The sequence below is a fragment of the Methylobacterium nigriterrae genome (assembly GCF_037106235.1).
GTDB lineage: Bacteria > Pseudomonadota > Alphaproteobacteria > Rhizobiales > Beijerinckiaceae > Methylobacterium > Methylobacterium nigriterrae.
In genome coordinates this window covers 47,313-67,479 of the sequence record NZ_JBAWTG010000029.1, presented here as the reverse complement: position 1 = coordinate 67,479, position 20,167 = coordinate 47,313, and the positions used below count along the sequence as shown (strand labels likewise).

The 20,167-nt window shown below is 67.6% G+C and carries 21 protein-coding genes and 1 pseudogene; 7 read left to right on the top strand and 15 right to left on the bottom strand.

What is annotated here, in order from left to right:
* Window positions 1–267, top strand: a pseudogene (locus WDW90_RS40745) (hypothetical protein); the annotation flags it as partial.
* Between the two features lie 33 nt (window positions 268–300).
* On the opposite strand, the gene WDW90_RS16790 reads toward WDW90_RS40745, so the two are convergent.
* On the bottom strand, window positions 301–564 hold the full coding sequence (locus WDW90_RS16790; protein ID WP_336488547.1) for a hypothetical protein: 264 nt from the start codon (window positions 562–564) through the stop codon (window positions 301–303).
* A 357-nt stretch (window positions 565–921) separates the two neighbouring features.
* Here WDW90_RS16790 and WDW90_RS16785 point away from each other — a divergent pair, with 357 nt between their 5' ends.
* On the top strand, window positions 922–1,770 hold the full coding sequence (locus WDW90_RS16785; protein WP_336488546.1) for a UDP-3-O-acyl-N-acetylglucosamine deacetylase: 849 nt from the start codon (window positions 922–924) through the stop codon (window positions 1,768–1,770).
* 132 nt (window positions 1,771–1,902) lie between these two features.
* Here WDW90_RS16785 and WDW90_RS16780 read toward each other — a convergent pair whose 3' ends face one another.
* From WDW90_RS16780 to WDW90_RS16765, 4 genes are all read right to left on the bottom strand, one after another.
* A complete protein-coding gene (locus WDW90_RS16780) occupies window positions 1,903–2,235 on the bottom strand; it encodes a hypothetical protein (RefSeq protein WP_336488545.1) in 333 nt (110 codons plus the stop codon).
* 132 nt (window positions 2,236–2,367) lie between these two features.
* Window positions 2,368–2,712, bottom strand: a complete 345-nt coding sequence (locus WDW90_RS16775; RefSeq protein ID WP_336488544.1) for a hypothetical protein — start codon at window positions 2,710–2,712, stop codon at window positions 2,368–2,370.
* An 825-nt stretch (window positions 2,713–3,537) separates the two neighbouring features.
* Entirely contained in the window at window positions 3,538–3,705 is a 168-nt protein-coding gene (locus WDW90_RS16770) for a hypothetical protein (RefSeq protein ID WP_336488543.1), read from the bottom strand.
* Between the two features lie 196 nt (window positions 3,706–3,901).
* Window positions 3,902–4,096 (bottom strand): hypothetical protein, encoded by a 195-nt coding sequence (locus WDW90_RS16765; RefSeq protein WP_336488541.1) that lies wholly within the window; start codon window positions 4,094–4,096, stop codon window positions 3,902–3,904.
* A gap of 1,050 nt (window positions 4,097–5,146) precedes the next feature.
* Here WDW90_RS16765 and WDW90_RS16755 point away from each other — a divergent pair.
* Window positions 5,147–5,656 (top strand): hypothetical protein, encoded by a 510-nt coding sequence (locus WDW90_RS16755; protein WP_336488538.1) that lies wholly within the window; start codon window positions 5,147–5,149, stop codon window positions 5,654–5,656.
* 192 nt (window positions 5,657–5,848) lie between these two features.
* Here the strand turns inward: WDW90_RS16755 and WDW90_RS16750 are convergent, their stop codons facing one another.
* The 4 genes from WDW90_RS16750 to WDW90_RS16735 form a co-directional block, all read right to left on the bottom strand.
* On the bottom strand, window positions 5,849–6,334 hold the full coding sequence (locus WDW90_RS16750) for a LysR substrate-binding domain-containing protein (protein ID WP_336488550.1): 486 nt from the start codon (window positions 6,332–6,334) through the stop codon (window positions 5,849–5,851).
* The gene (locus WDW90_RS16745) at window positions 6,276–6,521 is read right to left on the bottom strand and encodes an FAD/NAD(P)-binding protein (RefSeq protein WP_431311054.1); all 246 of its coding nucleotides are present in this window, start codon (window positions 6,519–6,521) and stop codon (window positions 6,276–6,278) included. The genes WDW90_RS16750 and WDW90_RS16745 overlap by 59 nt, the downstream gene beginning before the upstream one ends.
* A 348-nt stretch (window positions 6,522–6,869) precedes the next feature.
* Complete coding sequence (locus WDW90_RS16740; protein ID WP_336488537.1) at window positions 6,870–7,340, bottom strand: DUF6691 family protein; 471 nt, start codon at window positions 7,338–7,340, stop codon at window positions 6,870–6,872.
* The gene (locus WDW90_RS16735; protein ID WP_336488536.1) at window positions 7,337–7,765 is read right to left on the bottom strand and encodes a YeeE/YedE family protein; all 429 of its coding nucleotides are present in this window, start codon (window positions 7,763–7,765) and stop codon (window positions 7,337–7,339) included. Before WDW90_RS16735 ends, WDW90_RS16740 begins: the two co-directional genes overlap by 4 nt.
* A 283-nt stretch (window positions 7,766–8,048) precedes the next feature.
* Here WDW90_RS16735 and WDW90_RS16730 point away from each other — a divergent pair, with 283 nt between their 5' ends.
* From WDW90_RS16730 to WDW90_RS16715, 4 genes are all read left to right on the top strand, one after another.
* Window positions 8,049–8,255, top strand: coding sequence for a hypothetical protein (locus tag WDW90_RS16730; protein ID WP_336488535.1), 207 nt, complete (start codon window positions 8,049–8,051; stop codon window positions 8,253–8,255).
* A 72-nt stretch (window positions 8,256–8,327) separates the two neighbouring features.
* A complete protein-coding gene (cysE, locus tag WDW90_RS16725) occupies window positions 8,328–9,173 on the top strand; it encodes a serine O-acetyltransferase (protein ID WP_336488534.1) in 846 nt (281 codons plus the stop codon).
* Between the two features lie 433 nt (window positions 9,174–9,606).
* Window positions 9,607–10,998, top strand: a complete 1,392-nt coding sequence (locus tag WDW90_RS16720; RefSeq protein ID WP_336488533.1) for a family 2B encapsulin nanocompartment shell protein — start codon at window positions 9,607–9,609, stop codon at window positions 10,996–10,998.
* A complete protein-coding gene (locus tag WDW90_RS16715; RefSeq protein ID WP_336488532.1) occupies window positions 10,985–13,018 on the top strand; it encodes a family 2A encapsulin nanocompartment cargo protein cysteine desulfurase in 2,034 nt (677 codons plus the stop codon). The genes WDW90_RS16720 and WDW90_RS16715 overlap by 14 nt, the downstream gene beginning before the upstream one ends.
* A 309-nt stretch (window positions 13,019–13,327) precedes the next feature.
* Here WDW90_RS16715 and WDW90_RS16710 read toward each other — a convergent pair whose 3' ends face one another.
* The 6 genes from WDW90_RS16710 to WDW90_RS16685 all read right to left on the bottom strand — a co-directional run bounded on the left by WDW90_RS16710 (window position 13,328) and on the right by WDW90_RS16685 (window position 19,983).
* Window positions 13,328–14,710 carry an LLM class flavin-dependent oxidoreductase gene (locus tag WDW90_RS16710; protein WP_336488531.1) on the bottom strand — a complete coding sequence of 461 codons (1,383 nt, stop codon included), beginning with the start codon at window positions 14,708–14,710 and terminating at the stop codon, window positions 13,328–13,330.
* Window positions 14,711–14,733: 23 nt separating this feature from the next.
* Complete coding sequence (locus WDW90_RS16705) at window positions 14,734–15,387, bottom strand: methionine ABC transporter permease (RefSeq protein WP_336488530.1); 654 nt, start codon at window positions 15,385–15,387, stop codon at window positions 14,734–14,736.
* Window positions 15,368–16,516 (bottom strand): methionine ABC transporter ATP-binding protein, encoded by a 1,149-nt coding sequence (locus tag WDW90_RS16700; protein ID WP_336488529.1) that lies wholly within the window; start codon window positions 16,514–16,516, stop codon window positions 15,368–15,370. Before WDW90_RS16700 ends, WDW90_RS16705 begins: the two co-directional genes overlap by 20 nt.
* Window positions 16,516–17,316, bottom strand: a complete 801-nt coding sequence (locus WDW90_RS16695) for a MetQ/NlpA family ABC transporter substrate-binding protein (RefSeq protein ID WP_336488528.1) — start codon at window positions 17,314–17,316, stop codon at window positions 16,516–16,518. The genes WDW90_RS16700 and WDW90_RS16695 overlap by 1 nt, the downstream gene beginning before the upstream one ends.
* Before the next feature lie 69 nt (window positions 17,317–17,385).
* Entirely contained in the window at window positions 17,386–18,744 is a 1,359-nt protein-coding gene (locus WDW90_RS16690) for an LLM class flavin-dependent oxidoreductase (protein ID WP_336488527.1), read from the bottom strand.
* Between the two features lie 12 nt (window positions 18,745–18,756).
* The gene (locus WDW90_RS16685) at window positions 18,757–19,983 is read right to left on the bottom strand and encodes an acyl-CoA dehydrogenase family protein (RefSeq protein WP_336488526.1); all 1,227 of its coding nucleotides are present in this window, start codon (window positions 19,981–19,983) and stop codon (window positions 18,757–18,759) included.
* Window positions 19,984–20,167 lie beyond the last annotated feature (184 nt).

The window sequence follows — 20,167 nt, the reverse complement described above, 5'->3', positions numbered from 1 at the left end:
CAGCCCATCCTTCCTCAAGGCACGGCAGGAGGTAGAGGCTGGGGCTTCCACCAATCCGTGATCGGAGGCGCGTCGGACAGCATCCTGTCTGCGCGGTCGTCCACCGCCCATCGCGATCACGACACCGGCAATAACGCGGATGCGAACCTCGCCGCCTTCTGTCAGCGCTGCCATATGAACCATGACCGGCCGGAGCATCGGCGCAGACGATGGACGACGCTGTTCCGGAGGAGGGCGATGGGCGACCTGTTCCGCGGGCCGTATGCCTCCCTGCAGACGGATTTGCCTAAGCCACACCGATCAATCCGGGATGGCGTACCCCACGGCCGAGAAGAACAAAGATAGAGCCGTCACGCTGACGGCGAGCCGGTTCAACAGGCGAACGCCCGTCATCCCCTTGGCTCTCGGTTTGGAGCCGCCAAGGCACAGGTCGTCCTCATAGCGTGCGATGATCGCCTCTAGGCTTGGAAACAGGCGCAAGGCGAACCAGAGCCACAGGGCGAACGCAGCAAGCGCAAGGAGCTCTCCACCGTAGGTGAAGATGTCGTTGAGCACGTCCAGCACAGCACTACCTGCCTGTCAGCCCCCCTCGCTGTCAGCATAAGCCAGACTGACCGACATCGCATCTGCCATGCTGCCGCGCGATCCACGCGCAAGGAGCAGTGTGGCATTCAAGCCTCTATCGCAACGCAGCGCACGCCTGCTCTCGGCAGGAGGATAGCCTCAGCTTCAGCGACAATTCAGGTCGTCACGCGCAGTCCACAATTGACGTGCCCCTAGCGCGCACAGAACGCAGGGCCTCAGACAGTGGCTTTTGTACGATCGTAAAGACCCGGCATGACATATCCGTTCATACCGCCAACCGGCCTCGCGTCAGCCCCCCAGGTTGCTGGTTTCAGATCTGAGGGAACTCTGGCTGCCGTGTTCCGGCTGCAGGGCCGCAGCCTCCACACCGGGCGGCATGCGAACGTGCGTGCCTGCCCAGCGGAGGCCGGCACAGGGATCGTCTTTCAGCGCCGCTTGCGGACCGGCCGGATCGTCACGGTTCCTGCTCTGTGGCAGGCCCGGGTCTCACAGCCCCTCTGCACGGCGCTTCAAGCCCCTGACGGAACGCTCGTGCGCACCGTCGAGCATCTGCTTGCTGCTCTCAGTGCGCTCCACATCGACAATGCACGGGTTGAAATGGACGCCGAAGAGTTGCCGATCTTCGATGGCAGCGCGACACCCTGGTGCGAGGCGATCCGGGAGGCGGGACGGGTCGATCTTGCCATTCCACGCACGATGATCCGCATACTGCGTAGCGTCGAGGTACGAGACGGCCGGCGCTCTCTTCGGATCGAGCCGGCACCGGCCCTGTCCATCACGGCAAGTCTGGCGCTCGCGCATTTCGGCGAGATGCGCTGGGGGGGTGCCATCACGCCCGAGAGCTTCGTGAATGATCTTGCCCCCTCGCGCAGCTTCGGTCGCCTGAAATGGGCCCTCCCCGCCAAGCTCTACGCCTATGTCAGCGGACGTCCTGTCCTGCGCGGTGCGAAGCTGTCGACCACAGCCGCGATCTTCGGCAATCGCGTCATCGGGGGTATGCGTGTGCCGGATGAACCGGTGCGCCACCGCATCCTTGACCTCGTCGGCGATCTCTCACTCGCTGGTCACCCTATCCTCGGGCACGTCACCGCGGTGCATACGGGTCACGAGCTAAACCATGCTCTCGTAGCGAAACTCATGCGCGACCCGTTTGCTTGGGAACTCGTTGGGGCAGCCAGCACGTGAGAGTGCCACGAAAGCCCTTCTACCCTTGAAGGAAGTGGCAAGCGCTCGCAGAGCTTCAACACGCCCTCCGTCCCAAGATCCCGCCGGAGTGCCGCAAGGAAACACTGCACTCCCGAGAACCGAGGGTGCGGGTCAGAAATCGGGCAGGATGTCCGGTACGGGGATGTAATGCTCGTTCAGTTTTGACAGCCCGAGAGGACAGCGCCTTGCCTCAACGCCGACGATGACAGAGCCAGGACAAAGCTTCTGACACGAAGTGGATGCGTCGATCTGGTCTGCACCACAGGTCTTCGCGTGGCAGAACTGCCCGACGTGCTCGCAGCTCGCGACGAATTTGGCTGCAGGGCGTTGTTGGATGGACTTCTCTCGCGAGAGATCAGCGGTGAGCGATTTCGTCGAGGGGCAAACGATTGAGAGGCCGACGATCAAGGCAAGGTGCGCAAAGCGCGGCTTTAGGGGAAACACGACAGCCTCCTTCGTTGAGGCTGCGCCTTACGCGTCACCGCCCAGTTCGTCCATTCGAGCCGCTGGAGGCGCAGTATGCCAGCGGGAAGCTGCTAACAGCAGATCGGCCGCCCTTCATGCACAGCTCCCGCTTCATGCCCCGAGAACATGCTGACCCAATCCGGTCATTTCTCCGACGAGCGCAAGCGCAATGCCGGCAGCAACGAAGGCTACGCCGACCATGAAGACCCTTATGCTACGGTTATAGTTGATCAGCATAAGAGACGAAATCTGCAGAAGCTCTCTCAGAGCATTGATCTGGCAACCAATTCCAACGACGATGATCGCTACTGCGATGAAGTCGAACCGGTGCCACTGACCGGGGACACCGGCCCACCGGCTTAAAAATCCGAGTGAGAACCCCACGATGACGCTCACTGCGGTGAGGGAGCCGTTCCGGAAGGTTGCGTCGATCTTATTTGGCTGGTCAGTTTCCATACAGCCCTCGACCGTCCCATCCGGGATGCTGAGTTGGTCACGCGACCACGTCCGCAGTACGCTAGGCTTAGCATTCGCGGGCGACAAGCCGCTCTGGGCCATCGGTGAATGACCGCCCAAGCAGTGACGCGCCATCCGGTGGCACCCACCTCAACTCCGAAGTCGCGGGGCAGCGGGCCGCCTCGCGGGTCGCCTCGGACGCTGAGTACGGCCGCCGGCGATAGTTCCGGGGCGGCAGAGCCGGGCCGCCTCGCGGTTATGCCCCGCCCGGCGCTCAGCCTCTCATGCGCCAGGCCCGCACCCTCAATGCCGGCGACGCTTACTCTGCGGCCTCACCGAGCCTGTGGTGATGTCGGGCACATACTCAGGCAAAACCGCAACCATGGCCGCCAGCAAGCCTGCCGATCGGATAGCCGTCGACAGGAGGCGCTAGCCTGAACCTTATCTTCTGCCGGGAGGTTTACCGCTCTCTCATAGGGAGAAACGCCCATGCGATATCGAACCCTCCTGCCGCTGATCGGGCTGCTCGCGCTCGCGGCCTGTAAGGACAGCACGCCGAAGAAGACGGAACCCACCAATCCGCCGCCTGCCAGCACGGCTCCTGCCCCGCCTCCGCCGGCAGCTCCGAACACGGCGCCCGTCAATCCAACGAACCCTGCTCCCAGCACGGCGCCTGCCCCGCACTGACTGTAGGAACGCGCCAGACTGCCAATGCTGGCCCCGCACTCCCATCGGGCGCGGGGCCTTTGCAGCGCCTTCGCGGGAGGCGGCAGCGCTAAGATCGATCAGCTGCTGACACCTATCCTCGGTACGTGGGATGAGGGCTCAGGCTGCCTCTCTGGCGACGAAAGCTCTCAACCCCTCAAGGAGGTCAACGAAGTCCTTCCAGGCTTCCTCGTCGCCTCTCGGCCGCGGCTCTGCCCCGGCCTGCCTGAAAACGGTGGCGACCCAGTCCTCCGTCTCTTCGGCCGTGAGGGTGGTGGCCTCCGTCATCCACTTCGGAACAGGGATCGGGTCCGGCCCGCGCCAGATCACGGGGTGGGCGTACTGATCAGGCGAGACCCTACCGGTCGCCTTCTCGGCTGCGGATCGGGCTGCAGCATCGTCCAGATCGCGTCCGAAGACGAAGAAGGCCGGAGCGTGCTTTGGGAGAGGAAGCATCCGCGCCTCCAGCTTCCGCAGGCGGGCATCATGCGAGCGCCTGGCGAGCCTCCTCGTCCTCGGCTCGGACCTCCAGGTCGCGGGCGATCATGCCATCCAGCAGATTGCCAGTTCGCTTCGCCTTCTCGCGGGCAGCTGTCGCAGCGTCTCTCAGGCTGCCAAACTCAGCGATGGCTTCGCCTTCGATCCTCGCATCCATCGCGGCGCTCTCGGCCTCGCTCAACCATCTCGGCAACATCGCGGGCAACGCCTTGGCGGTGACGGGCGCTCAACCCACGATTGGCGGCATCTCGCCCTTCACGACCGGCATCAGGCCGGGTGCAGCCGGCGGCTTCTCTTGGATCGGGTAATGCCTGCCATAGGCAGCCCACGTGGCTCGGAGGGCCTGGACGGCAGGGGCCGTCACCACGTCAGGAGTAAGAAAAGAGCACATTTGGCGCTCCTCGCCAGAAGGTGACATAGCCACGCTATGAACCACGCTGTGAATGATGACGTGCCCCATCCCTACTCCATCGAAGTTTCGCCGCTCACGAGGCCCGCAGGACAATTCGGCTGGTCCATGCGCAAGCACGGCAAGCTGGTCGAGCGGTCGGATCGCCCACATGCTACGGAGCAGAAGGCGTGGGAAAGGGCTCTGGAAGCCATCGAGCGTGACCTGACCCCCACGGTAGGCGGACGCCAGCACTAAGGGTTCAGCCTACCCGGCACTCAGCCTCTCCATTGGCAGCCTCTCCTGCACCTGAAGGGCCATGACGCTCGCTACCATCCTCCTGAGCACCCTCATCATGATCATCTTGGGTGGTAGCCGCCTCCTCGGCAGCGGATCTTGTCGCGAAGAGAGTTACAGCCTTCGCCGGATGGCATTCGCGTGATGGCGTTTATGTAGCCCTCCATCCCGCCCTCACCGCAGGATCACGACAGCGGGCGGAGTGCCCACCCACCTTGGCGGCCCGACGCGGTGCGGATCGTGAGGCGGTGCAACCGTAGCGACGGTCGCGGCCAGAATGACGTCCGGAAGGAAGCGCATCAGGACTAGGAGCGCGCAGATGATCGCAGTTCGCATGACGCGGAAACGCGCAGGCATATCGGATGCTGCGTAGCAAAATTCCAAATGAATTTCTTGGAATCGGCGTCGCCGCAAATTTCATTTGGCGGAGTTCTCGGGCGATGGAGGCATTAGGAGAATCCGGCCCCCCGGTGGTGCATGAGTGACTTCCAGTGAGCCTCATGTCGACCTTGGTAGGGGCGCGACGCCGCTCGCAGGTTGGATGTTATGGACGCATCCGGCCACATAGCCGGGCGAGGGATCAACGTGCGGCGCCTTTTGAAGTACGCGCTGATAGCGGGCGGGACGATCGTTGTGGTGGGCGTCGGTCTGCCTTTCCTTTTCTTGGTATGGATCTTCTTCATGCCGGGGGGAAGGGTCGGGCAGTTCCGTGACAGGGCGACTGCTCAGCTCCCGGGCTTGAGCCTGACGCTGGAGCGCCGGTTCGCTCACCCCTTCCTGGCAGAGTACTACCGCAGCCTCACGGTGGAGCAGGAGGGCGTGGGCACGACTGGGAGGGCCCTGGGCATGGACATGGGCGGCATGACCCGCGTCATAGTCTGCCGTTCCAGAACGGGCAGCATCCTCATCCACGACCCTTGGGAAACCTACGAAGTGACCCAAGGCAGAACGCGCCCCTCACTCACCCCACAGCCGTCCCTCAAGGATGATTGTCCGGAGTTCTTAGGTGCGTTCGACGTGGATGCGGAGCATGACCTCAGCTTCAGACCAAGCTGAGATGTGGCTGAGCCTCTGACCATCGATGTGGTCGCGGCTGATCCGTTCTAATAGGGCTTGCTCCAGCGGGAACTTTGCAGGCAGCAGGTCGGCGGCGGCGTGGTTCGCCAACTGGGCGTTATGGAAGCCGACCCAAAGCGGTCGTCCATTTTCATGTCCTCCAAGCAGTAAGACCACTTTGCCCGAGGACTGCTACGCTCGAAGGGCCCGTTCTTCCGTGAAGGCCTCTCTGAGAACGGCGGCGAGACGCTCGGCGGCTGAACCGCCCGATCTCCCCTGTGAGGTCAGCAGCGACAGGCTCAGAGCGGGCAGCGTCGGCAAGCCGGATGTCACCTGATCAAGGGGTGAGAGGGCTGGGGTCAGGCCACGGGAGGTGCGCACCGTCACGCCGAGTCCCGCCGCGACCGCCGCCCAAAGCCCAGTCAGGCTCGGGCTGCTAAAGCTCATCCGCCATGGGATGCCCGCATCGTCCAAAGCGGCGAGAGCGGCGCGCCGGAACAGGCACGGTGCTTCGAAGGCCACCAGCGGAAGCGTCACACCGGCCTCAAGCCTGTAGCCGCTCTCCGGGCCGACCCAGACCATCGGCAGGTCGATCATCGTCTCACCCGGCGAGGCCGCCTCACCGTCCCGCCACAGAAGGACGAGATCGAGATCTCCAGCCTCGAAGGCGGCGCGCAGTTCGGCGTTCCGTTCGACCCGCGCTTCGATGCGGACGCCAGGGTGCGCGCGCGAACGCCTCCGCCTGCTCGCAGAGCAGCACCGCCCGGCCTTTCGAGAGCGCTGCGAGGAGCTGGATCGCCGCCATCGTGCCGCTGAAGCCGGCACCGATCACGGCGATGGGGGGCGCGGCTTCCGTCGTGGGCATGCGTGACTCGTTCCTGCCTGACCGGCTCGATGCGGTGGTGACACGGGAGGACCGCCCCAGGCGCCTCCACCGAGGCTCGCCCCGACGACCTGCCGCGGAGGCGAGTCACGTTCTTTTAAAAGAACAACGGTCGGAACTCAACGGAGAGTGCATCCTCGCCGGAGTGGTCCTAATCGCAACGATTGAGGATAGCAAGAGGGTCCTGACGGAGAAACTTTTCCGGATTGTGCCTGCGGGCGAAGATCGCTCTCGGCGGCGAGCGTTCGAAAAAAAGAACAGTCTGCAGCTTCGGCTGGCCGTGCCCGGATGCAGCTCTGGGGCCACCCTGCGGAGCGGAGGGCAGCCGTCTCACCGCTCGGAGACCCGCGGCGGGGCCAGGACGGCCGGCCCCGGCTCGGACGGACGCGTCACGAGCCGATGCAGGACCATGCCGGCGAGCATCGCGCCGACGAAGATCAGGACGGGGAGCAGGCCCGTCGAGAGGGCGGCGACGGCCGGTCCCGGACAGAAGCCCGACAGGCCCCAGCCGACCCCGAACAGGGCCGCGCCGAGGACGAAGGGTCGGTCGATCCGCCACTCCGTGAGAATCGCGAAGGCGCGGTCGAAGGCCGGCGCCGTCAGGCGGCGCGCGACCGCGTAGCCGAGGGCCGAGACGCCGACCGCGCCGGCCAGCACGAAGGCGAGGCTCGGGTCCCAGGCCCCCGCGACGTCGAGGAATCCGCGCACGCGCGCCGGATCGAGCATGCCCGACAGGGCGAGGCCGAGCCCGAAGGTGAGGCCGGCGACGAGCGCCGCCAGGATCTGCGCAGCCGGCCTCATCCGACGAGCACCCGCACGAGGAAGACCGTGGTCACGCCGCTCGTCAGGAAGGTGAGCACCGCCACGATCGAGCGCGGCGACAGCCGGGCGAGCCCGCAGACCCCGTGGCCGCTGGTGCAGCCGGAGCCGAGGCGTGTCCCGAAGCCGACGAGCAGCCCGGCGAGCGCCAGGCCCGGCATCGAGGCGGCGATCCGCATCTCGGGCCAGTGCCCGCTCAGCGCCGCGAAGACGGGCGGCCCGAGGATCAGCCCGGCGACGAAGGCGAGGTCGGCGAGCCAGCGCCGGTCGGGCCGCCGCCCAAGGCCGGCGACGAGGCCGGCGACGAGGCCGCTGATCCCGGCAATGCGGCCGTTGAGGAGAAGCAGCATCACGGCCGACAGGCCGATCAGCACGCCGCCCGCGAGCGAGGGAAGATTGGTGCCCATCGTAGGTCCTGCTCAGGCCGCAGCGCGACGTGTGGCGCGCTCCGGCGTAGCGCGAGAGCGGCGGCGGAACAAGGCTTGCTAACCCACGTTCAGTCTGCAATTATCGATAAATAACAAAGACTTAGCGAAAGATATGCTCTCTGCTGCGCCATCCGCGACCGAAATCTTCTCACCCGGCCGCGGACATCTGGAAAGCTCTTCCCGCCCCTCCGGATGCGGCGTCCCCCAGCCTCATGCACGCGATTCGGCCGACCCGCTCGGCCCGTTTCCGAAGGATGGTGCCATGGCCTCAGCGACGATGACGCGCGGCGATCAGGTTGTGTTCGAGCGGCTCGACGTCGCCGAGGTGTTGGGAATCTGGCGCCATGCGAGGGGTCGCGTCGTCAGCATCCACGGCCAGGGCGGTCGCCCGCAGAGCGTCGACGTGAAGTTCGAGGGGCACGAGACCCTGCGGCGCTACCTGCCGGACCTGTTCCGGCTGGTCCAGTAACCCGATGCCGCGCGCAGCCGATCCCACCGCCGCGGGCTGGATGCGAGCCCGCGGATTGCCGAGGTCCCGGCCGTGACCGCGGCGATCGCGAACCAGCCGCCGCTGCGGGCCACGAGCCGCAGCACCGCCGAGCAGGACGTCTGGGTGGAACTCCGCGCCGAGGCGGAGGCCGCGCTGATCGAGGAGCCGCTCTATGCCGGAATCATCCAGGCGACGATCCTCGACCAGCGCAGCCTCGCCCAAGCCCTGGCCTACCGCCTCGCGCACCGCCTCGGCGACGGTGACCTCGCGCGGCTCTCCATGCGCGACCTCTGTCTCTCCGCCTTCGAGGCCGACCCCCATGCCGGTGCGCATGCGGTGCGCGACCTCGTCGCCATCCGCGAGCGCGACCCGACCTGTCGCCGCTATCTCGATCCGCTCCTGTTCTACAAGGGATTCGCCGCGCTGGAGGCCTACCGGGTGGCGCACTGGCTCTGGCATCAGGGGCGGGCGACGCTGAGCCTGCACGTCCAGAGCCGGATCTCCGAGGTCTTCGGCTGCGACATCCACCCGGCCGCCCGGATCGGCTCTGGCGTGTTCATCGACCACGCCACCGGCGTCGTGATCGGCGAGACCACGGTGATCGCCGACGACGTCTCAATCCTGCAATCCGTCACGCTCGGCGGCACCGGCAAGGAAAGCGGCGACCGCCACCCCAAGATCGAGCGCGGCGTGCTGCTCAGCGTCGGCGCGAAGGTCCTCGGCAACATCCGGGTGGGGGAAGGGGCCAAGGTCGCGGCCGCAGCCGTGGTCCTGCACGACGTGCCGCCGCACACGACCGTGGCGGGCGTCCCGGCGCGCGTCGTCTCGCGCCTGCCGCTCGATGAGCAGCCGGCGCTCACCATGGACCAGTTCTTCGGCTTCGGCGACGGAATCTGAGGCTGCGCCCGGACAGGGAAAAACGTCCCCCGCGAGATCCTCCGCAACAATCTCCCTTGCTGCCGCAAATAGGAGAGGTATTTTCTACTTTAGGTTCCATATGCAGAATAGAATTCCGATTATCCACAATTCCGAGCAACGTCATTCCGCAGGAACGGCAAATTTTAGAAATCACTTCCATTGACCCTTCGGCCTCGTCGGAGCTAGATCTCGTTAACCCGGTATAAGCGCCAGTACGGACCTCTCCACCGCAAGAGTATCGATGATTTTGTTCGGGCGCTCTCCAGTTAAGCGCAGTCCAGGCGCGGTCGATCGACCGCACCTGTCCCGGCATGTGCGTAACGTAACCTTGTAGCGCACTCGGACCGACCGGGCTCGAACCCCGTTCCGGAAGCGCTTCCTCTTGCCTTGAGCGAAACGGAGACGACAGACGATGAGTGGACCGGGTTTGAGCGTGAGCGCCTCCGCGGCACGCAATCTAGCGACGGCGACCGTCACCTCGGTCCAGAACGCGGCCAACACTCCGCGCTGGCTCCTGCGCCTTCTGCCCTTCGTGGACGTCCCGGGCGGCGTCTACCGCGTCAACCGCCGCGCCGTCGTGCTGGCCAAGCCCGGCCGCATCGATCTAGCCAAGGAGGAGAAGGGCCGGGTGATCCGCCCCAGCTCCCTGCGGGCCGTGCCGCTGTTCAGCCGGCTCGGTGACGCCGAGCTGGCTACGCTCGCCGGCAAGTTCACGGAGAGCCACCATCAGGCCGGCGAGGTCATCCGCGAGGAAGGCTCCGCCGACCATGGCCTGACGATCGTCGCTGAAGGAACCGTCGAGCTGAGCCTGTCGGGCCCCTACAAGGGCCGGGTGCGCCAGGGGCTCGCCACCCGCGGCGACTATTTCGATGACGGCGCGCTTGCCGGCGAGACCGGGCCGACGCCGGCCGTCAAGGCCCTCTCGGCGGTCACGCTCCTCACCCTCGATCGCGCCGCCCTCGAGGACGAGGCGATCCGCTCGCGCATCGCCCAGTACCAGGAGGAGCGCGACCGGCTGAAGGGCCACACCAACTCCTACGGCGAGCAGGGTATCGAACTCCTGGCGGTCCATGCCGGCGAGCCGCGCCTGCCCACCACCTTCGTCGACTACGAGATCGACCCGCGCGAGTACCACCTCTCGACCATCCAGACGATTCTCAACACCCACACCCGCGTCACCGACCTCTACTCGAACGAGATCGACCAGCTCCGCGAGCAGATCCGCCTCACCGTCGACGCCGTGAAGGAGCGCGAGGAGTGGGAGCTTCTCAACAACTCGGCCTTCGGCCTGCTGCACGAGGTCAGCGGGCGCCAGCGCATCCCGACCCGCGGCGGTCCTCCTACCCCCGACGACCTCGATGAGCTGCTGACGCTCGTCTGGAAGAAGCCCGCCTTCTTCGTCGCGCATCCGCGCGCCGTCGCGGCCTTTGGTCGGGAAGCGACGCGGCGCGGCGTGCCGCCAGTGGTGGTGCACCTGTTCGGCGCGCCCTTCATCACGTGGCGCGGCGTGCCGCTGGTGCCGAGCGACAAGCTGCCGATCGACATCGATCCGGCCACCGGCGCCCAGACCACCTCGATCCTGCTGCTCCGCGTCGGCGAGGGCGAGCAGGGCGTGGTCGGCCTGCAGAAGTCGGGCGTGACCGGCGAGATCGAGCCCGGCCTGTCGGTGCGCTACATGGGCACCAACGACCACTCGATCGCCTCGCACCTCGTGACCCGCTACTTCTCGGCCGCCGTGCTGGTCGAGGACGCGATCGCCCGTCTCGATAACGTGCTGCTGGGCAACTACCATGACTACGCCTGACGCGTCGGCCTTCGGCCTGCCGATGGGCAGCCCCGTCGAGCTGGCGCACGCGGATCTCGTCGGGTGCCTCGCCCGCGAGATCTACGGGCAGGGGCAGGCGGCGAGCCAGCCCTTCGCACCGGAGCTGCCGACGAGCCCGCAGGCGCCGCAGGGCTTCGAGAGCCTGCCGCAGGGCTTCGAGAGCCCGCCGCAGGGCCCTGGCGGCGCAGCCCTGCCGGGCGCCGACCTCAGCGTCCCCTCGGCGCCCACGGCCGGCCCGCGGTTGGGCCTGCAGCCGGACGCCTCAGCGCTCGCCGCCCGATCCTTCGGAGCGCCCCCCGTCGCCCTGCCGGGCATGACGGGACCCTCCATGCCGAACCCCGTGCCCGCGGGCCCGGGCTCGTTCGACGCGGCGATCCCCTCGGTCCACCCGCTCGCCGACCCGTTCGGCTCGCGCCGGAGCCTGCCCGAGTTCTTCGTGCCGAGCGTTCCCGAGGTGGCCGCGGCGCTGCCGGGCGGGCGGGACCTGCACCGCCAGATCGCGGCCGACCACCCGCGGGCAAACGCCTTCGCCCACGCGCTCGCCCCCCAGCTCGTCCCTGCCGACCCGTCGCGCCAGGGCACCGACCAGGCGCAGGAGAGCTTCCGGCGCACGGGGCGCCTGTCGCGCGCGCCGGAGCCTGCCGCCCCGGCCGCCGACTACTACTTCCTGGCGCCCGCCCCCGCGCGGCCGGCGCGGGCGACCCACGCGCAGCCCCGCGTCGAGCCCTCGCGCCATCCCGGCCCCGCCCCGCGCGCCACCTCGCACGGATCGAGCCCGGTTGCCGCACCCTTCGACGTGGAGCGGGTGCGCCGGGACTTCCCGGCCCTCCACCAGAGCGTCAACGGCCACCCGCTCGTCTGGCTCGACAACGCGGCGACAACCCACAAGCCGCAGAGCGTGATCGACGCGACGGCCGAGTTCTACGGCCGCCACAACTCGAACATCCACCGGGCCGCGCACACGCTCGCGGCGCGCTCGACCGACCTGTTCGAGGGCGGCCGCGAGAAGGTGCGCCGCTTCCTCAACGCGCCGTCGAAGGACGACATCATTTTCCTGCGCGGCACCACGGAGGCGATCAACCTCGTCGCGAATTCCTACGGCCGCGCCACTATCGGGCCGGGCGACGAGATCATCGTCTCGACGATCGAGCATCACGCCAACATCGTGCCCTGGCAGCTGCTCTCGCAGGCCACCGGCGCGACGCTGCGGGTGATCCCGGTCAACGACCGCGGCGAGATCATTTTCGAGCAGTTCGCCGCGCTCCTGTCGGGCCGCACGAAGATCGTGTCGGTGACCCATGTCGCGAACGCCCTCGGCACGGTGAACCCGGTCCGCGAGATCATCGCGCTGTCCCACGCCTACGGCGTTCCGGTGCTCGTCGACGCGGCGCAGTCGACGCCGCACATCCCGATCGACGTGCAGTCGCTCGATGCCGACTTCGTGGTCTTCTCCGGCCACAAGGTCTTCGGCCCGACCGGCATCGGCGCGCTCTACGGCAAGAAGCACCTGCTCGAGGCGATGCCGCCCTGGCAGGGCGGCGGCCACATGATCGAGGACGTCACCTTCGCGAAGACCGTCTACAAGGGCGCGCCCGAGAAGTTCGAGGCAGGCACGCCCGACATTGCCGGTGCGGTGGGCTTGGGCGCGGCGCTCGATTACCTCGAGAGCGTCGGTCTGCCGGCGATCGCCGCCTACGAGCACGACCTGCTGGACTACGCGCAAGCGGGACTTGCCGAGGTGAAGGGCCTGCGCCTGATCGGCACGGCGCGCGAGAAGGCGAGCGTGATGTCCTTCACCATCGAGGGCCAGGAGAACGAGGCGGTGGCCCACCACCTCGACGCGCACGGCATCGCGGTGCGCTCGGGCCACCATTGCGCCCTGCCGGCTTTGCGCCGCTTCGGCGTCGACCAGTCGGTGCGCGCCTCGCTCGCCTTCTACAACACCAAGGCAGAGGTCGATGTCTTCCTGAAGGCGCTGCACACCCTGCCGCGCCACTGATCCGCGCCTTTGGCTCCGCTCCTCGCGGGATGCGGTGCCCGTGCGAGACGTTCTCGAGGATCTGCCCTCGAGTCTCGGTCCCGAGGGTCAGCACGAGCGGGGCCGCGATCAGGAAACCGGCTGCGCCGACCTGGAAGGCGGCGGCCATGCCGCCTGCCTGAACGAGGACCGGAACGATCATCGGGTCTCATCGCTGAAGCAGACGTCAAAAGCGACGCTCCGCGGCGTTCCCGTTTCCGGGTTCGGAGTTCTCCCGCATTGCCTGCGTTCGGAAGAAGCGAGATGGCGTCCCCGGCCGGGGCGTCCTCTTCAGACCGCTCGGGCCAAGGGGGTTGAGCCCGCACGGAAGGCATGGGCGGCGTGGCGGGCAGGCAGCCTGTCGCCTCGATCGAACAGCTTCGCCCGTAGCGACCCGTCCGCATAGGCGGTCTTGTAGAGCCCGCGATCTTGGAGCTCGGGGATCACGATGTCGATGAAATCGGCGAAGCTCTCCGGCACGACGATGCGGCTGAGGTTGAACCCGTCCACCTCGGCATCCTCGACCCAAGCCTGCAGTTCATCGGCGATCGAGACGGCATCACCGACGAGCACGCTATAGCGCCCGCCGAGTTCCAGTTCCCCGAGGAGGTCGCGCTTCGTCAGCCGGCGCTGGGCCGCCGCCGCCGTGGCCGACTGGATAGCATTGCCCGGGCCATAGGGAATCGGATCGTCGAGCCCGTAGCGGGCGAAGTCGATGCCGGTAGAGGCGGAGAAGTGCGCGAGACCTGCCTCCGGGCTCGCATGGCGCAGGTATTCGGCGCGCTTCTCCTCCGCCTCCGCCCGGGTGCGTCCGGGAATGACGGCAATGCCGACGAACACCTTCACGTCCTCAGGAGCCCGCCCGGCCTTCACGGCTTCGGCGCGGATGGCGCGGCTGGCCTCGCGCGCCGTCGTCCGGTCGCGGGCGGAGATGAACACGCATTCCGCGTGGCGTCCCGCGAAGGCACGGCCGCGGCCCGACGCTCCGGCCTGATAGAGCACCGGTGTGCGCTGGATCGAGGGCTCGGACAAGTGGTAGCCCTCGACGTCGAAGAATTCACCACGATGCGATACCGGACGGATGCTGGCGGGATCGGCGAACAGGCGTGCAGTCCGGTCGCGCCGTACGGCGTCGTCGTCCCAGCTTCCTTCCCAGAGCTTGTAGAGGACCTCGAGATACTCGTCGGCGAAGTCGTAGCGCCGGTCGTGGTCGGGCAACGTGCCGCCGCTCTGGCCCCGGTGAGCGCTGTCGAGATAGCCGGTGACGATGTTCCAGCCGATCCGGCCCCGGGTCAGATGATCGAGCGTCGAAAGGCGCCGGGCGAAGGTGTAAGGCGCCTCGTTGTGGACATTGACCGTGATGCCGAAACCCAGATGCTTTGTCGCTGCCGCCATCGCGGGGACGAGCAGGGTCGGTTCGTTGACGGGAAGCTGCGCGGCCTCCCGCGCGGTCACATCGATGCCGCCGCCATAGACGTCGTAGACGCCGATGATGTCGGCGATGAAGAGACCGTCGAACAGGCCGCGCTCCAGGAGCCTCGCCTGATCGATCCAGTAGTCGAGCGTGTTGTACTCCGCCGATCGGTCGCGCGGATGGGTCCAAAGTCCGTGATTGATGTGACCCACGCAGTTCATGTTGAACGCGTTCAGCCGGATCTGCTTCCTGACCGTCATCCGGGTGCTCCCTGCCGCGACCATCAGCGTGCTCTGAGCCGGCGCACGGCGGCGTCGCCCGCGAACTGCACGACGCAGACCAGCGCGATCAGGATCGCGATGACCGCCATCATCACCGCGGTGTCGAAGCGCTGATAGCCGTAGCGGATGGCCACATCCCCGAGGCCGCCTGCGCCGACCGCCCCGGCCATGGCCGAGGCGCCGATCATCGAGACGACCGTGATGGTGAAGCCCCCCACGATCCCCGGCAGCGCCTCGGGCAGCAGCACGTGGACGAGGATGTGCCGGCGCCGGCAGCCGATGGATTGGGCCGCCTCGATCAACCCGGCATCCACCTCCCGGAGCGAAACTTCGGCGATCCGCGCGAAGAACGGGGTGGCGCTGACCGAGAGCGGCACGATCGCCGCCCACACGCCGATGGTGGTGCCCGTCACCAGCCGCGTGAACGGGATTAGGGCGACGAGCAGCACGATGAAGGGCACGGCACGGAAGCCGTTGACGAGCGTGCCGACCACCTTGTGCGCCTTCGGCGCCGGGACGATGCCGCCGGGCCCCGAGGTGACGAGGAACAATGCGAGGGGGGTCCCGACGAGCACCGCGATGCCGGCGGAGATGCCGACCATGAACAGCGTGTCGAGGAAGGCCTGCCAGAGGCGATCAATCATCTGCGGCGACATAGCCGATCCTCTCGACCTCATCCCCGAGCGCCCGCAGCCGCTCCTCCAGGACCCGGTCGCCCTCGCCATCCGCGACGGCGATCAGCATCCGGCCGACCGCGCGCCCCTCGATCCGTTCGATGCCGGCCTGGATGAGCCGCACCGGCGCGGCCGCGGCCGCGGCCAGGCTTGAGAGATCGGGAGAGATTTTTCCGGAATAGGTGATCCGCAGCACGGCCGTCGCGCCGGGCGCGGGATGCGGCAGCAGCCGGGCGACCAGGTCCTCGGGCAGGCCGCGGATCAGAGGTTCGAGCAGCGCCCGGGTTGCCGGATGCTCCGGGCTCCCGAAGACGCTCCAGACCGGACCCGTCTCGGCAATCCGGCCCTGCTCCAGTACCACCACGTCGCTGCAGACCTCGCGGATCACGCTCATCTCGTGCGTGATCAGGATGATGGTGATCCCGAGGCGCCGGTTGATGTCGCGCAGGAGGCGCAGGATCGAGAGGGTCGTCTCGGGATCGAGGGCTGAGGTCGCCTCGTCGCAGAGCAGGATCTCGGGATGGCTAACGAGGGCGCGCGCGATGCCGACCCGCTGCTTCTGTCCGCCGGACAACCGCGACGGATAGGACTCAGCCTTGTTCTCGAGGCCGACCAATCGGAGCACCTCGTCTACGCGGGAGCCGATCTCCGCACTCGGAACGCCGGCGACCACGAGGGGCAGTGCCACGTTCTGGCGCACCGTCTTGGCCGAGAGCAGGTTGAACTGCTGGAAGATCATGCCGATCCGGCGGCGCAGGGCCACGAGCCCTGCCGTGTCCAGCGCCGCGATCGGCTCGCCGTCGACCAGCACCTGGCCGGACGTCGGCTCCTCCAGGCGGTTGACGGTGCGCAGGAGGCTCGACTTGCCGGCGCCCGAGCGGCCGATGACGCCGAAGATCGTGCCGGCTGGTATCTCGAGGTCGACGCGATCGAGTGCCCGAACCTCGCCGGACGCCGAACGGTAGGTCTTCGAGACGGCCTCGAACACCACGGTGCCGGCAGCCCGATTCTCGGCCGCCGTCCGCGCGGCTGGCACGGCGCGTGCCTCGACCGCGCTCCTCGCGATCCAGTTCGCAGGACCGCGGATCGCGTCGAATGCCAGGCCCGCCATCAGTTCAGCCACGCCAGCACGTAGAGCTTATCGCTGTTGGCGAAGGATCTGTGGATCTGCGTCCTCACGGCGTCCGATCCCTGGAAGATCTCCACGAACTTCCGAATCGCGGGGTCGTCCTTGCGCGCTGCCCGGGTGACGAAGCTCACTGCGAAGAGCCTGTCCTCGACTCCGGAATAGATGAGGCCGCTGGTCGGGTCGAAGGTGCCGGCCGCGACGATGAAGTGCGGATAGCCCTGCGCGAGATCGACATCACCGGTGATGCGGGCGAGCTGCGGTCCCTCCACCTCGGTGAACTTGAGCTTCTTCTTGTTCTCGACGATGTCGTCGAGGGTGCCGAGGAAGCCGACGCCGTCCTTAAGCCTGATCAGCCCGGCCTTCTGGAGCAGCAGCAGGCCGCGCCCCTGGTTCACCGGATCGTTGGCGATCGCGACGGTGCCGCCGAAGGGGACCTGGTCGAGGCTCTTGTGCTTCAGGGAGTAGATCCCGAGGTTCTGCAGGATCCCGAGGCCGACGACCTCGAAGTCGTAGCCCTTCTGCTTCTCGGCATTCTCCATGAAGGGCTTGTGCTGGAAGAAGTTCACGTCGATGTCGCCGGCATCCAGGGCGACGTTCGGCGTCGTCCAGTCGCTGAATTCGATGACCTTCACGTCGAGCCCCTTCGCCTTGGCCTCGCCCACCACGGCGTTGACGGCATCGGCATAGGCACCGGGCACGACCCCGATCTTGAGGCTCTCCGCCCGGGCGGCCATCGCGCCGAGCGTCAGGGCGGCGATGGCGAGCAGTCTCAGGAAGGTCATCGGACGGCACTCTTGGGGTTGCGGCTCGACCGAGCCAGGATGGGAGGTTGCGGACAGCGATCCGCAAAGCTACTCGGCAGCGTTGCGCAGGAGCGCGTGGCGCCGGTGCTCCGGCCGTTCAAGGCCGAGGTGATCCCGAAGAGTCGTGCCGGCGTAGCCGGTACGGAACAGGCCGCGGCGCTGCAATTCGGGGATGACGAGGGTCACGAAGTCGTCGAGGCCGCCGGGCAGCGTCGGCGGCATGATGTTGAACCCGTCGGCCCCGTAGGCCTCGAAACGCTCCTGCAAGGCGTCGGCGATGCGCTCCGGCGTGCCGACGAGCGTCCAGTGGCCGCGGGCGGTCGCGGCCCGCAGATAGGTCTCGCGGATGCTCAGACCCTCGCGCCGGGAGAGCCCGACGAACAGGTCCTGCCGCCTCTTGCCGCCGTCGGTCTCGGGCAGGTCCGGCAGGGGCGCCTCGTCCGGATAGCCCGAGAGATCGGCGCCGGTGAGTTGTTCGAGGAGCGAGCGGCCGACGACCGGATGGATCAGCTCCTGCAGCGCGCCGAACTTGTCCTGCGCCTCCGCCTCCGTCCGACCGATCACCGGGAAGGCGCCCGGCATGATCTTGAGCGAGGCCGGATCACGGCCCAGGCGCTCCAGGCGGCCCTTCACGTCGCCGTAGAAGGCGACAGCGTCCTCAAGGGTCGCTTGCGCGGTGAAGATCACCTCGGCGGTGCGTGCGGCGAGCGCCTTGCCGGCTTCCGAGGAGCCGGCCTGGACCACCACCGGATGTCCCTGCGGCGGGCGCGGCACGTTCAGGGGGCCGCGCACCGAGAAGTGCTCGCCCTCATGCGCCAGGAGATGCAGCCGATCCGGGTCGAAGAAGCGGCCGGATGCACGGTCGCGCAGGAAGGCGTCGTCCGCGTAGGAATCCCAGAGGCCGCGCACCACGTCCACGAATTCCTCCGCTCGCGCGTAGCGCTTGGCATGCGCGAGATGGCTCTCCCGGCTGAAGTTCCAGGCCTCGCGCGGATCCGCGGAGGTCACGAGGTTCCAGCCGGCCCGGCCCCCGCTCAGATGATCGAGCGAGGCGAACTTGCGCGCGACATGGAAGGGCTCGTTGTAGGTGGTCGAGGCCGTCGCCACGAGGCCGATGCGCTCGGTCACCGCCGCGAGATGCGCGAGCAGGGTCAGCGGCTCGAACTGCCCGACGTAGCGGATCGCGGTGCGGCTCAGCGCCTCGATGTCGTCACCGCGGATGCTGACGCCGTCGGCGAGGAAGATCAGGTCGAAATGCGCAGCCTCGGCCGTGCGCGCGAGTTGCCGGTAATGGGCGGGATTGACGCCCGCATCGGCCTGCGACGACGGGTGGCGCCACGCGGCGACATGGTGGCCGCCCGGATAGAGGAAGGCGCCGAGATGCAGGCGCTCGCTGCGGCGGGGCATGCGCGTCTCCCCTCAGGCCGTGCCGACGCGGTACTGGCGCGGCGGTTCGCTGCCGTTGACCGCGAAGGCGCCGACGATGCGGTCGCGGTAGATCCGTGGGTTGTGCGAGGCGATGGTGCGGGCGTTGCGCCAGTAGCGGTCGAGGCCCAATCCCTCCTTGACCGCGGAGGCGCCGAGCGCGTCGAACAGGCCGGTCGTCGCGTCCAGGACGAGGTTCGTCACCACCGTCACCGCCTGGTTGACCTCGACGTCGGCGAGCGCCGTGGCGCGCTCGGCCGCCGCGCTGCCGGCACCCGTCAGATGTGCCTCATGGGCCCGCTGCAGGGCGTCGGCCGCCTTCAGGACCACGGCGCCCGCGGCGTAGGCGTTGCCGCGCACGCGGCCGACCACGGCCTGGACCTGCGGGTCGTCGGCCGTGCGCCCGGCATTGCCGTGGCTGTAGACGCGCGTGCGCTCGGCCACGAGCCGGGCCACGTCATCGGCCGCAGCCCGGCCGATGCCGGCGAGCGTCGCCAGATGCACGAGCTGGAAAAAGCCCATCGCGTAGGGGAAGCGCGCCGGGTCCGGCTTGATCAGATCGGGTGCCAGCACGACACCCTCGAAGCGCGCCGTGCCGCTCGCGGTGAGTGCCTGACCGAACCCGTCCCAATCGTCCACGATCGCGACGCCGGGAGCCCGGGTCGGCACGGCGGCGACCACCGGCTGACCGTCCTCGTCCTGCGCCGAGAGATGGATGTAGTCCGCGAACAGCGAGCCCGTCGTGTAGAACTTCCGGCCCTCGACCACGCGCTCGGAGCCGCGCTGGCGCACCACCGTGTCGAACTGGCCGACCTTGGCCGGCCCTGTCTCGGATACGCCGCTGCCGACCGTTTCGCCCCGGCCGATCCGCTCGATCCAGCGGGCGCGCCACTCGGGCGAGGATGAGCAGAGCACGTCCTCGGTGAAGCCGAAATGCGCGCGCAGGGCGTTTGTCACGTTGGAATCGGCCTGCGAGAGCTCGATCAGCAGGTTGAACAGTTCCGGCAGGCTCGCACCATGTCCGCCGGATGCAGGATCGAGGCGCAGGGTGGTGAAGTTGGCCTCGCGCAGCCAGCCGATCTCCGCATGCGGCAGGCCATGCCTGCGGTCGCGCTCGACCGCCGTGGCGCGGATCTCGGCGAAGGCCGGGCGAAAGCGGCCGGCCAGGTCCTCGTAGCGCCCGCTCGGTCCGGCTCCCCAGCCCGCATCCGTCTGCGACATCGCTTCGGCGTCCCATCCTGGTTCGTGGCGGCGCGAGAGACGCCTGCCGCCCTGCATCGCGGCGGCTTTCGTCGGTCCCGCAGCGCCGATGTATCGCTGCTCCAGGCTCGGACGGTCAATGAAAACCGGATGCTTATTTGCAGACAATCGGAGATGTATTTGATCGTCTTGCTGTTATCGGCAG

Bases quoted from the DNA above. Each gene is read 5' to 3' on its own strand.
- WDW90_RS16775 (WP_336488544.1), bottom strand. From the start codon at position 2,712: ATGGAAACTGACCAGCCAAATAAGATCGACGCAACCTTCCGGAACGGC.
- WDW90_RS16770 (WP_336488543.1), bottom strand. From the start codon at position 3,705: ATGACGGAGGCCACCACCCTCACGGCCGAAGAGACGGAGGACTGGGTC.
- WDW90_RS16755 (WP_336488538.1), top strand. From the start codon at position 5,147: ATGGACGCATCCGGCCACATAGCCGGGCGAGGGATCAACGTGCGGCGC.
- WDW90_RS16745 (WP_431311054.1), bottom strand. From the start codon at position 6,521: ATGCCCACGACGGAAGCCGCGCCCCCCATCGCCGTGATCGGTGCCGGC.
- WDW90_RS16740 (WP_336488537.1), bottom strand. From the start codon at position 7,340: ATGAGGCCGGCTGCGCAGATCCTGGCGGCGCTCGTCGCCGGCCTCACC.
- WDW90_RS16735 (WP_336488536.1), bottom strand. From the start codon at position 7,765: ATGGGCACCAATCTTCCCTCGCTCGCGGGCGGCGTGCTGATCGGCCTG.
- WDW90_RS16730 (WP_336488535.1), top strand. From the start codon at position 8,049: ATGGCCTCAGCGACGATGACGCGCGGCGATCAGGTTGTGTTCGAGCGG.
- WDW90_RS16720 (WP_336488533.1), top strand. From the start codon at position 9,607: ATGAGTGGACCGGGTTTGAGCGTGAGCGCCTCCGCGGCACGCAATCTA.
- WDW90_RS16715 (WP_336488532.1), top strand. From the start codon at position 10,985: ATGACTACGCCTGACGCGTCGGCCTTCGGCCTGCCGATGGGCAGCCCC.
- WDW90_RS16710 (WP_336488531.1), bottom strand. From the start codon at position 14,710: ATGACGGTCAGGAAGCAGATCCGGCTGAACGCGTTCAACATGAACTGC.
- WDW90_RS16705 (WP_336488530.1), bottom strand. From the start codon at position 15,387: ATGTCGCCGCAGATGATTGATCGCCTCTGGCAGGCCTTCCTCGACACG.
- WDW90_RS16700 (WP_336488529.1), bottom strand. From the start codon at position 16,516: ATGGCGGGCCTGGCATTCGACGCGATCCGCGGTCCTGCGAACTGGATC.
- WDW90_RS16695 (WP_336488528.1), bottom strand. From the start codon at position 17,316: ATGACCTTCCTGAGACTGCTCGCCATCGCCGCCCTGACGCTCGGCGCG.
- WDW90_RS16690 (WP_336488527.1), bottom strand. From the start codon at position 18,744: ATGCCCCGCCGCAGCGAGCGCCTGCATCTCGGCGCCTTCCTCTATCCG.
- WDW90_RS16685 (WP_336488526.1), bottom strand. From the start codon at position 19,983: ATGTCGCAGACGGATGCGGGCTGGGGAGCCGGACCGAGCGGGCGCTAC.